The organism is Nonomuraea insulae (assembly GCF_042656245.1).
This window is the reverse complement of sequence record NZ_JBHSPA010000015.1, coordinates 1-12,643: the sequence shown is the minus strand read 5'-3', so window position 1 is coordinate 12,643 and position 12,643 is coordinate 1. Positions and strand designations below refer to the sequence as shown.

The following is a 12,643-nucleotide window of genomic DNA, read 5'->3' as shown; positions in this document are numbered from 1 at the left end:
CCCCCTTGTGATATTCGCCACAGGGGTATTTGGTGAACACACCGCGTCCTTGCGGTTTCCATCACCCTCCGCGCGGGCGCGCCGTTGGCGAACAACGACGACACTGGAGGCGATGTGGCGGAAAGGAACTCGGGCGGCGCCGTGGGAGCCGCGGGCAGGGCACCCGCGGCCGACCGGACCGATGCGATACGCAATGTCGTGCTGGTCGGCCACTCAGGAGCGGGTAAGACGACCCTCGTCGAGCAGCTGCTGGCCGCGACGGGCACCATCCAGCGCCCGGGACGGGTCGAGGACGGCAACACGGTCAGCGACTTCGACGAGGTCGAGGTCCGGCAGCAACGGTCGGTCAACCTCGCCGTGGCGCCCCTGGTGCACAACGACATCAAGATCAACCTTCTCGACACCCCCGGTTACGCCGACTTCGTGGGCGACCTGCGCGCTGGGCTGCGCGCGGCCGACGCGGCGCTGTTCGTGGTGTCCGCCGCCGACGGTGTCGACGGGCTCACCCGGATGCTCTGGGATGAGTGCGCCCAGGTCGGCATGCCGCGGGCGGTCGTGATCACCAAGATCGACCATCAGCGGGCCGACTTCGACGAGGTGCTGGCCACCTGCCAGGACGTCTTCGGTGACGGCGTCGCGCCGCTCTATCTCCCGGTGATCACCAATGGTCACGTCAACGGGCTGATCGGGCTGCTGACGCAGAAGTTCTACAACTACGCGACGGGTTCCCGTACGGAGAAGGATCCGGGCGCGGAGTACGAGTCGCAGATCGAGGAGCACCGCGGGGTCCTGATCGAGGGGATCATCCAGGAGAGCGAGGACGAGTCGCTCATGGAGCGCTACCTCGAGGGCGAGCCCATCGACACCAAGGTCCTCATCGAGGACCTGGAGAAGGCCGTCGCGCGCGGCAGCTTCTTCCCGGTGTTGTGCAGCGGCCTCGGAGTGGGCGCGCAAGAGGTGCTGGAGCTGATGACGCAGGGCTTCCCCTCGCCCCTCGAACATCCCATGCCAGAGATCACCGACCTGTCCGGCAAGCCGGTCAAGACCGTCGCGTGCGACCCCAGCGGCCCGCTCGTGGCGGAGATCGTCAAGACCACCAGCGACCCGTACGTGGGCCGCATCAGCCTCGTACGTGTCTTCTCCGGCACCCTGCGCCCCGACATGACCGTGCACGTGTCAGGGCACGGCCTGGCCGAGCGCGGGCACGAGGACCACGACCTGGACGAGCGCATCGGCACGCTGACCTGTCCCCTGGGCAAGCAGCAGCGCGGCGCGGCCAAGGGCTCCGCGGGCGACATCGTGGCCGTGGCCAAGCTGTCGCGGGCCGAGACCGGCGACACGCTGTCGGACGTGGAGCATCCGCTGCTGATGACGGCCTGGAGCATGCCCGACCCGCTGCTGCCCGTGGCGATCAGGGCCAAGTCGAAGGCCGACGATGACAAGTTGTCGCAGGCGCTCGGCCGGCTGGTGGCCGAGGACCCGACGCTGCGCCTGGAGAACAACGCCGAGACCCGTCAGCTCGTGTTGTGGTGCATGGGCGAGGCACACACCGACGTGCTGCTAGACCGCCTGTCCAAGCGCCACGGCGTCGAGGTCGAACGGATCGACCTGCGGGTGCCGCTGCGTGAGACGTTCGGCGGCAAGTGCCAGGCGATGGGCCGCAACGTCAAGCAGACCGGCGGCCACGGCCAGTACGCCATCTGCCACCTCGAGGTCGAGCCGCTGCCGTCCGGCGGGGGCTTCGAGTTCGTGGACAAGATCGTGGGCGGCGTGGTGCCCCGGCAGTTCATCCCGTCAGTGGAGAAGGGCGTGCGGGCCCAGATGGAGCGGGGCGTCGTGGCCGGCTACCCGATGGTGGACGTCCGGGTCACCCTGTACGACGGCAAGGCCCACTCCGTCGACTCCTCCGACATGGCCTTCCAGATCGCGGGGCAGCTCGCGCTCAAGGAGGCCGCGGCGAAGGTCTCGACCCTGCTGCTCGAACCCGTGGACGAGCTGTCGGTGCTGGTGGCCGACGACCATGTCGGGGCGGTGATGTCCGACCTGTCCTCGCGGCGCGGACGGGTGCTCGGCACGGAGCCCGTCGGCACGGGCCGCACACTGGTCAAGGCGGAGGTCCCCGAACTGGAGATAACGCGGTACGCCATCGACCTGAGATCCATGTCACACGGAACCGGCACGTTCCAGCGAACCTTCCTGCGCTACGAACCACTGCCGCCGAACCTCGCGAGCAAGCTGGCCACCGTGGATTGAGGCTGTGGAAGAGCCGGGAGGGGATATGTCCCTCCCGGCCCAGCCGTAGGCTTATGTCACAAAAGTGTCACGAGTTGATTCCGGTTTTTCGTCACGAGCATGCCTGAGCAGCTGTCACACTGGGTGGCACTATGCGAACTGGACGCCCCCTACTCGCCGCTGCCGCTCTGGCCGTCGTGACCACCACGGCCGCCTACACCTTCGGCCCCGGCGCCGATCAGAGCCCCGCAACGAACGAGAAGAAGACGACCATGGCCGCACCCGCGGCGGCCTGCAAGGCCGATGCCCGCTATCCCAAGCGGGAGCTGCGCGGTGTGTGGATCGCCACGACCCAGAACATCGACTGGCCCTCCAAGCCCGGCCTCAGCGCCGCTAAGCAGCAGGCCGAATACCGCAAGATCCTCGACAGCGCCGCCAAGCGCAACCTCAACGCGGTCTTCGTCCAGGTGCGGCCCGCCTCCGACGCGCTCTACAAGTCCTCGCTCGAGCCCTGGTCGCAATACCTGACCGGCACGGCGGGCAAGGACCCCGGCTGGGACCCGCTGCCGTTCCTCGTCGAGGAGTCGCACAAGCGCGGCATGGAGTTCCACGCCTGGTTCAACCCCTACCGCGCCTCCTACGGCGACAGCACCGCCAAGCTGCCCGCCGGCCATCCCGCGCGTCAGCACCCGGACTGGACCGTCAAATACGGCGGCCGCCTGTACTACAATCCCGGGCTGCCGGCCGTGCGCGACCACGTGACCAAGGTCATCACCGACGTGGTGGACCGTTACGACGTCGACGGCGTGCACTTCGACGACTACTTCTACCCCTACCCCGTGGCGGGGGTGAAGTTCGACGACACCGCGGCCTTCAAGAAATACGGCAAGGGCGAGAAGCTGGCCGAGTGGCGGCGGGGCAACGTCAACACGCTCGTGGCGGAGGTGGACAAGGCCGTCCACCAGGCGAAGGGCCACGTCAAGTTCGGCATCAGCCCGTTCGGCATCTGGCGCAACAAGTCCAACGACCCGACCGGCTCGAAGACCTCGGGCATGTCCGCGTACGACTCGATCTACGCCGACGCCCGCGAGTGGATCAAGTCCGGCACCGTCGACTACGTGCTGCCGCAGCTCTACTGGCCGCGCGGCCACAGCGCCGCCGACTACGGCACGCTGGTGCGCTGGTGGGCCGACGAGGTCAAGGACAGCGACGTGCAGCTCTACATCGGCCATGGCCTCTACCGGGTCGGCGCCAAGGACGACAAGTCCTGGACCAAGCCCGGCGAGCTCTCCGCGCAGGTGGGGCTCAACCGCGACAACAAGCAGGTCGACGGCGCCGTCTACTTCAGCGCCAAGCAGCTCCTGACGAACCCGCTCGGGGCCATGGACCGGGTCGCCAAGACCCATTACAGCCGTCCCGCGCTGCTCCCCCTGTCCAAGGACCTCGGCGGCCAGGCTCCGGCCCCGCCCGCCAAGGCCTCGGCCTCCGGGGCTCAGCTCTCCTGGAAGCCTTCCTCCGGGGCTCGGGCGTACGCGGTCTATCAGCTGCCGAAGTCCGGCAAGGACTGTCACACCACGGATGCCCGGAACCTGGTGGCGGTGGTGAGCGATCCGTCGTACGCGGCCAGGTCGGCGGGGACCTACCTGGTCACGTCGCTCGACCGGCTGCACCATGAGAGCAAGGCGGTCAAGGTGAAGGTGGACGCGGTCTAACGGTTCGCCACGTTCGCAGGGGCCCGGTCATCAACAACCGGGCCCCTGCGGCGTCTCCGGGGCACGGAGGTGCACGTGGCTGTGCGGCGGATGCACGTGGAAGGGCCCGGCGCAACACGGACGGCGCCCGGCGCACTGATCGCGTCCTGGGCAACCAGGCGCAGCTTGCCGTACCCCCGAGGGGAAGGCCTCAGTGGCGGTAGGAGGTCCAGGCGCGGGCCAGGGCGGCTACTGCCTGGTCTGTCAGGGCTGGGGGGAGGGCGAAGCTGAGGCGGAGGCGGTCGCGGTGGCGGCCGTCCGGGGAGAACAGGGAGCCGGGCGCGACGGCCACCCCGTGTTCCCGTGCCACCGCCGCGAAGCGGTCCGTGTCCGTGCCCGGCAGGCGCGCCCACACCGACAGTCCGCCCGCCGGACGGGTCCACGTCCATTCGGGGAGGAACGCGGTCAGGGCGGACGTGCAGTGGTCCCTGCGGCGGGCCAGTTCGGCGCGCCAGGGTTCGACCGGGTTGCGTTCCAGCAGGTGAGTCGCCAGCCGCTGGGCCACCGCGCTGGTCGCCAGGTCGGCGTCCACCTTGGCCTCCACCAGGCGGGCGAGCAACGGCTCCGCGGCGCTCAGCCAGCCCACCCGCAGGCCGCCCCAGAGCACCTTCGACAACGACCCCACCGTCACCGTCCCGTACGGGTGCAACCGGGCCAGCGGTTCGGGCGGCGGGGTGCCGTCGTACACGAGGGCGGCCAGCGTACGGTCCTCGATCACCGGAACGTCCGCGTCCCTGGCCAGCTCGGCGACGTGCCGCAGCGGCGGGACCGAGCCGGTGGGGTTGTCCACGCTGACCACGTAGACGGCGGCGGGGCGGTGGCGGGCGAGCGCCTCCTCCACGGCGGCCGGCGAGGTGAGATCGACGGCCACCACGTACGCGCCCGCCCGTCTGAACACGCTCAACGCGCCCCCGTAGGCCGGATCGCCCACCAGAACGTGATCCCCGGGCCGTACCAGCACGCGCGCGGCCAGATCGATGCCCTGCTGCGCACCGGCCGTCACCAGGATGTCCCGGGCCGGCGCCATGGTCGCCGCAGCCCCCGCGCCGACCTCCCTTGCCTCCCTCGAAAGCCCTGCGCCGCCGTCCCCCACCTCTCCCGTAAGCTCGGGCTCGCTGACCCCCACCTGTCCCGTAAGCCCTGCGCTGACATTCCCCACCTGTCTCGAAAGCCCTGCGCCGCCGTCCTCTCGTGAAAGCCTCACACCGAAGTCCCCGGCGCCCGTGGAAGACCCCGCGCCCGCCTCCCCGACGTTCGCGAAAGGTTTCACGTCGGCGCGGGCCGCCTCGGAGAGCTCCCCGGCGCTCCCGCCGTCGCGGGCCGCCTTGGTAAGCCCCGCCTCAACGCCCCCGGTGCTCGCGGAGAGCCCATTCCCGGCGCCCCAGGAAGGACCTTCCGAGGCGGCGAGCAGGGCTCGGAGGCGGGGGTCGCCCATGGCGTCGTAGCCGTGGCCGCTGGGGGCGCGCAGGAGGTCGGTGGGGTCCAGGGGTGGCAGGAGGAGGTGGGAGGGGTCGGGGACGACGGAGGTGGACAGGTCGGCCGCGACGGCCCCGCCCTGGAGGAGGGAGCCGAACGAGGGGGTGCCGAGGACGTACGTGCCGCTGCCGTGCCGCCGCTCGCACCACCCCTCCTCGCACAACGCGTTGAACGCCGACGCCACCGTCCCCCTGCTGACCCCCACCGCCTGCGCGAGGTCGCGTTCGGACGGCAGGCGGGTGCCGGGGCCGATGAGGCCCGTCTGGGCGAGGTCCGCCAGGGCGCCCGCGAGGCGGCGGCTGGGTGTGCCCTGGTGCAGTCGCAGGCGGTCGCGGACGAGTGTGACGAGGTTGTCTTCCCTTCCCATGCCACCATTATCCCGATAATGTGCCACTCATTGTGAAATTGGCCTAATGATGAAGATCTAAACAGGCCACTGACGAAGAGGAGCGCGGGTGGAGGAGGCCACATCCATCTGGATGAACGGTGAGCTGGTGCCGTGGGCCGAGGCCCGGGTGCACGTGTTGTCGCACGCGTTGCACTACGGGACCGCCGTCTTCGAGGGCACGAGGGTGTTCGAGACAGCGGAGGGGCCGGCCGTGTTCCGGCTGGACGAGCATCTCCAGCGGCTCGTACGCAGTTGCCGGATGATCGGGCTGACGCTGCCGTACACGGTGGGCGAGTTGCGGGCCGCCACCCTCCGCACGGCGGCCGCCAACGGGCTTGGCTCCTGCTATCTGCGTCACCTCGTCTACCGCGGCTACGGCGAGATGGGCGTCGCGGCGCGCGGCTGCCCGACCGACGTGTCCATCGCCGGCTGGAGCTGGGGCCCACTGCTGGGCTCGTCCGGCGTACGGCTGATGACCAGCTCCTGGCGGCGCAACGACCACACGGTGGTGCCCACGGCGGCCAAGGCCACCGGCCCCTACCTGAACTCCGTCCTGGCCAAGCACGAGGCTCTCGACGCCGGCTACGACGAGGCCGTGCTGCTGAACGCCGCCGGCTACGTCAGCGAGTGCACGGGCGCCAACATCTTCCTCGTCCGCGACGGGCTGCTGGCCACGCCGCCGTCGAGCGCGGGCGCGCTGGCGGGGATCACGCAGGACACCGTCGAGCGGCTGGCCGCCGACCTGGGGCTGCGGGCGGTCAGGCAGGAGCTGATGCGCTCCGACCTGTACGCGGCCGACGAGCTCTTCGTGTGCGGCACGGGAGCCGGCATCGCCCACGTCTCCTCGATCGATGGGCGGGAGTTCGACGGCCCGGGACCGGTGACCGCGAAGCTGGCCGACGCCTACGAGGCCGCCGTCCACGGCCGTGACGAGCGGCATCGTCACTGGCTCACCCCGGTCTCCGCCTAACACCGCGCAAAGGCGGCTCCGGCGCTCCTGGTGCGTGAGAGGGTAGGTGCGTCTGGTGGCGCGCCGGGACACGACCTGGCTCTACCGTGCCACGGAACCCATGCGATCACAGGAGGTCATCGGGGTGACGCGCGCGCTGGTCGTGCTGGCCGTGCTGGTCGGTCAGGTGATTATCGGTCAGGGTCTGTTCGCCGGAGCGGCCAGGGCTGAGGAGGACGGTGCGGCACGGGTGGCGCTCATCGGCGTGCCCGGCCTGCACTGGGACGACCTCACCCCGTCCGGCACGCCCAACCTGTGGAAGCTGGCGGAATCCAGCGCGGTCGGCTCGTTGTCGGTGCGTACGGTCGGCAACGTGACCTGCCCGTACGACGGCTGGCTGAGCGTCTCGGCGGGCACCCGTTCCGCCGTCGGATACTACTGCGGCGCGCCTCCCCAGCCCGAGGCCCAGGGCGAGGGCGCCGTCATCCCCGACTACCGCTATCTGATCGACGTGGCCGGGCAGCGCAACGCGGGCACGCTCGGCGAGGCGCTCGGCGCGGCCGGGCAGTGCTCGGTCGCGATCGGGCCGGGCGCCGCGCTGGCCCTGGCCGACCGGAAAGGCGCGGTGGGCCACTACCACGCCTCACCGAGCGAGGTCAGGACCTCCGACCTGAACAAGTGCCGGATGGTCGCCATGGACGTCGAGGACCTCGTGCAGCCCTACCTGACCGGCGGCACACTGCCCAGGGTGCCCGAGTCACTCGGCCCCGACGAGCGCCGCGCCGCGCTGCGGCTGGCCGACGCCAAGGCGGGCGCGCTGCTGTCGGTCCTGCCGGCCGGCACGACGGTGCTGCTGGCGGGGCTGTCGGACCACGGTTCCGTACCGCACCTGCGGGTGGCCGCGCTGCGTGAGCCCGGCGCGCAGGGGCGGCTGCTCGGCGCGGCCTCCACGCACCGCGAGGACATCTCGATCCTGACCGACCTGACCTCCACCGTGCTGACCAAGCTGGGCCTGCCGGTGCCGGGCACCGTCGTGGGCGGGCCGCTGCGGGTGGGCTCGGCCGGCGCCTCGTTCGAGCGGCTGAGCAGGGCCGACGCGACCGCGCAGGAGATCCGGTCGGTGAAGGGCGTGTACTTCACGGTCATCGCGGTGTTGCAGGTGCTGTTCTACCTGGTGGCGTTCCTGTTGCTGCGGCGGCGCAAGGGCCTGGCTCCGGTACGCCTGGCGGCCGTCGCGCTGGCCTCACTGCCGGTCTCCAGCTACCTGGTCAACCTGCTGCCGTGGTCAAGCCTGCCGCAGCTCGTCGCCGGGGTGCTCGGGTGGACCGTCGTGCTCACGGCGGTGTCGTTCGCGGGGCCGTGGCGGCGCAGGCCGCTCGGGCCGCTCGCCGTGGTGGCGGGAGTCACCGCGCTCACGCTGGCCGGTGACCTGCTGACCGGCACGACGTTGCAGCTCAACAGCGTCATGGGCTACAGCGCGGACGTCGGCGCCCGCTACTACGGCCTGGGCAACATCCCGTTCGCGCTGCTGGCGACCGGCACCCTGCTGGCCACCACGGTGATCGCGCACCGCTGGCCGGGCAGGGTGGGCGTGGCCGCGATCGTGGTGCTGGGGGCATTCGCGATGGTGCTGGGCGGGTCCGGGATGGGCAGCGACTTCGGCGGTGTGATCGCGTTCGTGCCGGGCATCGCGGTGACCGCGCTGATCCTGACGGGCAAGCGGGTCTCGCTGGTGAAACTGGGCGCGTTCTGCCTGGCCGGCGGGGTGATCGTGATGGGGTTCGCGTGGCTCAACTACCTGCGGCCCGCCGATGAGCAGACCCATCTGGGCAGGTTCGTCGGGCAGGTGCTGACCGGGGAGGCGCTGGAGGTCATCTGGCGCAAGCTGCACGCCATGCTGGCCACGCTGCTCAGCCCCAACCTGATGCCGATCGTGATCGCGGCCGTGGCCTTCCTCGTGTACGCCATCCTGCGGCCCGAGCAGGCCTCGGCCGGGGTGGTGCCGGCGGCGTTCGAGCACTCGCCCGCGCTGCGTGCCGGGCTGATCGGCACGCTCGTCAGCGGCGTGGTCGGGATGCTGGTCAACGACTCCGGCGCCGCGGTGTTGTCCATGGCGCTGGCGCTGGCCGTGCCGTTGCTGCTGGCGACCGGCATCGGCGCCCTGCCCGACGCCCGCAAGCCGGCGCCCGGCGTGGGCGACCGCCTGGCCGGCGTCGCGAACTGAGCTCAGTCCCAGGCGTCGGCGAGGAGCTGGCGGGTGTCGTGCAGGAGTTGCGGCAGGACCTTGGTCTGGGCGACGACCGGCATGAAGTTCGTGTCGCCGCCCCACCTGGGCACCACGTGCTGGTGCAGGTGGGCGGCGATGCCGGCGCCCGCGACGTGGCCCAGGTTCATCCCGACGTTGAAGCCCTGCGCGCCGCTGGCCTTGCGCAGCGCCCGCAGCGACCGCTGGGTGAAGACTCCCAGCTCGGCCACCTCGGCCGTGTCCAGCTCGTCGTAGTCGGAGACGTGCCGGTAGGGCACCACCATCAGGTGGCCCGAGTTGTACGGGTAGAGGTTGAGCACGGCGTAGACCGTCTCCCCCCTCTTCACGATCAGGCCGTCCTCGTCGCTCATCTTGGGGATCGCGTCGAACGGGCAGTCATCGCCGGGACCGGTGCCGGTCGGCTTGTTCTCGCCCTTGATGTAGGCCATGCGATGCGGGGTCCACAGACGCTGGAAGTTGTCGGGGGCCCCTGCCCCTGCCTGATCGTGCATAACTAGCAGCATAGGACCCCGGACAAACGAGGTGTTCTTCCGGCACAATCCTGAGCACCCGTCTACAGGAGGCCGCGATGAGTGAAGCCTTAGCCGAGCAGCCGACCCCGCCCGCCCCGCCGTCCAACCCGACCCCGGACGCCCAGCCGTCGTCGTACATCGAGGGCCACACCGCCGGAGCGGTCGTGAAAGGCCGGATCAAGGTCGCCGACGAGGTGGTCGAGAAGGTCGCGGCGCTGGCCGCGCTGGAGGTGGCCGGGGTCGCCGACATGGGCGGCGACCTGGCGCGGGCCTTCGAGTCCGTACGCGACCGCATCGGCATCGGCTCGCGCCGCGGCACCCAGGGTGTCAGCGCCCAGATCCAGGACCGTCAGGTGGCGGTGAGCCTGACGATCGTGGTCGAGTACGGCCATGTCGTCATGGACGTCGCCGCCGAGGTCAAGACGAACGTGGCCAGGAGCGTCAGCCGGATGCTCGGCATGCGCGTCATGGAGGTCAACGTGACCGTCGACGACGTACGGCTGCCGGGCGAGGTCCGGCCCCCCGCCGAGGATGAAGAGCCGGCCTGAGCTCAGCCTGTCCGGACCATGTCCGAGGGGTAGCCGCCCCCGGGGTACACCCAGGCGCCGGTGACGCTCGTCCCGTCGGCGCTGAAGGTGCCCCGGTAGTAGGCCTCCGAGTTCTTCTCGTGGCCCCAGATCGTCAGGGTGTCGCCCTCGATCTCGTACACGTAGGCCAGGGTGCTGCCGTCGTTGTCGAAGTACCAGGAGTGCACGTCCTGGCTGGGCTCCTCCGCCCCGTACGGCCGCTTCCTGCCGATGATCTCGATACCCTTGGCCCCCGCGCCGTCGTGCGTGAGGTCCACGTCCTGGATGAGGAACTGCCCGCCCTCCATCCACCGGTAGGTCACGGTGCCCTCCGCGCCGCCGCTGACCTTCCAGGTGCCGACGAGCCGGTCCAGTGCTTTGAGCATGATCGTGCCTCTTTCTCCGAAGTGGTGTACGCCTGTATGACGGCGCGGGGCCGGGAAAGGAATCGGTCCTCGCGCCTCAAAGTTCGGCGGGCAGGCCGAAGGCGGTGTTCAGTTCGGGGCCGAACGTGGTGATCTCGGCGATCAGGCCGTTCTCGACGCGCAGCACGTCGATGTTGACGGCTGTGTACGTGCTCTCGCCGTGGCGGCGTACGTAGTTGGCCACGGCCGGGTGCCGGTTGGCGTGCGTTGCCAGCGCCTTCCATTCTCCCCATTGCCCCGGCCCCGACATGACCGGCCCCCACATGTCCAGAATGGCCACCCGCCCCTCGTACACCAGCGACGCCGGAGGCATCGTCTGCCGCGCGTCCTGCCGCAACAGCGTGGCCAGGGCCGACAGGTCGCCCGCCACCGAGGCGTCCATGTACCGGCGCAGCACCGCGCGCTCCTCCTCGCTCGGCTCCGTGACGGGACCCCACTGCGCGCGGCTCGCGGGCAGGTGCAGGCGCATCGTGGCGCGCGCCCGTTGCAGCGCGCTCTTGACCGCCGCCACGCTCAGCTCCAGCGCCCCCGAGGCCTCCTCGGCGGACAGGCCCGCCACGTCCCGCAGGATCAGCACCGCGCGCTGGCGCGGCGGCAGGTGCTGGATCGCGGCCAGATAGGCCAGCTCGATCGTCTCCCGCTCCACGGTCACCGCCTCGGGCCGCGCCGCGTCGGACGCGGCCAGGTCGAGCAGACGGTCGGGGTACGGCTGCAGCCACGGCACCTCGGCCAGCGGGGAGCGCGGCTCGGCGTCCATGACCACCGCGATCTCCCGCGAGCGGGCCGGGCCCGAGAGCAGGTCGAGGCAGGCGTTGGTGGCGATGCGGTAGAGCCAGGCCCGCAGCGTCGAACGCCCCTCGAACGTCTCCCGCCGCCGCCAGGCCCGCAACAACGTCTCCTGCACCATGTCCTCGGCATCGGTGAACGAGCCCAGCATCCGGTAGCAGTGCACCTGCAACTCATGCCGATGCCTCTCGACCTGCTCCGCGAACCGCCCCCACCCGCCCTCCTCCGGCGGGCCACCCCCACCCGGCTCGCCACCTCCGTTCAGGCCACCCGCGTCCGGCTCACCGCTCGCCTCCGAGCCACCCGCATCTGGCTCGCCGCTCTCCCTCAGGCCACCCTCGTCCGGCTCGGCGGATGCGGGCCGCTCGCCATCGTCGGTGCCGTCGTGTTCAGGGCGCATATGCCGTTCCTCGCTCCCAGGCCGCCTCACTGCCACGCCTGCCAGGATGATAGCCATGACAGATCAGCTTGAGCCCATGCCGGACGACTGGCAGCGAGCGCTGGCCATCGTCGCCCATCCCGACGACCTCGAGTACGGTTGCGCCGCCGCCGTGGCCACCTGGACCGACGGGGGTCGCGAGGTCTCCTACCTGATCGCCACCAGGGGCGAGGCTGGCATCGACTCGCTCGAACCCGGCAAGGCGGGCCCGTTACGCGAGCGCGAGGAGCGGGCCAGCGCGGCCGTGGTCGGGGTCACGAACGTGGAGTTCCTCGACCACGCCGACGGAGTGATCGAGTACGGCGTCGCGCTCAGGAGAGACCTCGCCGCCGCCATCCGCAGGCACCGCCCCGAACTCGTGCTCACCCTGAACTACGACGACACCTGGTCGGGCACGTACTGGAACACCCCTGACCACCGCGCCGTCGGCCGCGCCGTCATGGACGCCGTCGGTGACGCCGGAAATCGCTGGATATTTCCCGACACCGACGCCGCCCCCTGGGACGGCGTCCGCTGGATCGCCGTCACCGGCACCGACTCCCCCACCCACGCCACGGACGCCACGGACGGCCTGGAACGCGGCGTGCGCTCACTCCTGGAACACCGCGCCTACATCGAGGCCCTGACCACGGAGGACCCGGAGACCTACGCCCGCAACCTGCTCGAAGGCTTCGCCCGGGAGCAAGGCAAACACTTCGGCAACCGCCCTGCGGTAACCTTCCGCCTCTTCCCCCGCTAGCCCCACAACCACGGGCATCCCTCGGGGCACCGCAAGCGAGGACACCACAGGACGTCCCGGGCATCGCTGGCCACCGCCGGACGTGTCGGGCGCGGCACGGGCGGCGCGGGCGGG

10 protein-coding genes are annotated in these 12,643 nt (G+C 70.7%); 6 read left to right on the top strand and 4 right to left on the bottom strand.

Going from position 1 to position 12,643, the window contains the following annotated elements; translation table 11 throughout:
- Positions 1-114 precede the first annotated feature (114 nt).
- Together ACFPZ3_RS11375 and ACFPZ3_RS11370 are read left to right on the top strand one after the other, a co-directional pair.
- A complete protein-coding gene (locus ACFPZ3_RS11375; RefSeq protein ID WP_379513979.1) occupies positions 115-2,253 on the top strand; it encodes an elongation factor G-like protein EF-G2 in 2,139 nt (712 codons plus the stop codon).
- Positions 2,254-2,384: 131 nt separating this feature from the next.
- The gene (locus tag ACFPZ3_RS11370; RefSeq protein ID WP_379513978.1) at positions 2,385-3,944 is read left to right on the top strand and encodes a glycoside hydrolase family 10-like protein; all 1,560 of its coding nucleotides are present in this window, start codon (positions 2,385-2,387) and stop codon (positions 3,942-3,944) included.
- A gap of 190 nt (positions 3,945-4,134) precedes the next feature.
- Here ACFPZ3_RS11370 and ACFPZ3_RS11365 read toward each other — a convergent pair whose 3' ends face one another.
- On the bottom strand, positions 4,135-5,826 hold the full coding sequence (locus ACFPZ3_RS11365) for an aminotransferase-like domain-containing protein (RefSeq protein WP_379513977.1): 1,692 nt from the start codon (positions 5,824-5,826) through the stop codon (positions 4,135-4,137).
- An 88-nt stretch (positions 5,827-5,914) separates the two neighbouring features.
- Here ACFPZ3_RS11365 and ACFPZ3_RS11360 point away from each other — a divergent pair, with 88 nt between their 5' ends.
- Entirely contained in the window at positions 5,915-6,817 is a 903-nt protein-coding gene (locus ACFPZ3_RS11360; protein WP_379513976.1) for a branched-chain amino acid transaminase, read from the top strand.
- Positions 6,818-6,917: 100 nt separating this feature from the next.
- The gene (locus tag ACFPZ3_RS11355; protein WP_379513975.1) at positions 6,918-9,020 is read left to right on the top strand and encodes a hypothetical protein; all 2,103 of its coding nucleotides are present in this window, start codon (positions 6,918-6,920) and stop codon (positions 9,018-9,020) included.
- A gap of 2 nt (positions 9,021-9,022) precedes the next feature.
- On the opposite strand, the gene ACFPZ3_RS11350 is transcribed toward ACFPZ3_RS11355, so the two are convergent.
- Positions 9,023-9,553: an HIT family protein gene (locus ACFPZ3_RS11350; protein WP_379513974.1), complete on the bottom strand. Its 531-nt coding sequence runs from the start codon at positions 9,551-9,553 to the stop codon at positions 9,023-9,025.
- Between the two features lie 77 nt (positions 9,554-9,630).
- Between ACFPZ3_RS11350 and ACFPZ3_RS11345 the strand changes: the two genes are divergently transcribed.
- Positions 9,631-10,122, top strand: coding sequence for an Asp23/Gls24 family envelope stress response protein (locus ACFPZ3_RS11345; RefSeq protein ID WP_379513973.1), 492 nt, complete (start codon positions 9,631-9,633; stop codon positions 10,120-10,122).
- 2 nt (positions 10,123-10,124) lie between these two features.
- Here the strand turns inward: ACFPZ3_RS11345 and ACFPZ3_RS11340 are convergent, their stop codons facing one another.
- Together ACFPZ3_RS11340 and ACFPZ3_RS11335 are read right to left on the bottom strand one after the other, a co-directional pair.
- Positions 10,125-10,526: a hypothetical protein gene (locus tag ACFPZ3_RS11340; protein ID WP_379513972.1), complete on the bottom strand. Its 402-nt coding sequence runs from the start codon at positions 10,524-10,526 to the stop codon at positions 10,125-10,127.
- 76 nt (positions 10,527-10,602) lie between these two features.
- Complete coding sequence (locus tag ACFPZ3_RS11335) at positions 10,603-11,751, bottom strand: RNA polymerase subunit sigma-70 (RefSeq protein ID WP_379513971.1); 1,149 nt, start codon at positions 11,749-11,751, stop codon at positions 10,603-10,605.
- Between the two features lie 55 nt (positions 11,752-11,806).
- On the opposite strand from ACFPZ3_RS11335, the gene ACFPZ3_RS11330 reads away from it, so the two are divergent.
- Positions 11,807-12,529 (top strand): PIG-L deacetylase family protein, encoded by a 723-nt coding sequence (locus tag ACFPZ3_RS11330; protein WP_379513970.1) that lies wholly within the window; start codon positions 11,807-11,809, stop codon positions 12,527-12,529.
- Positions 12,530-12,643 lie beyond the last annotated feature (114 nt).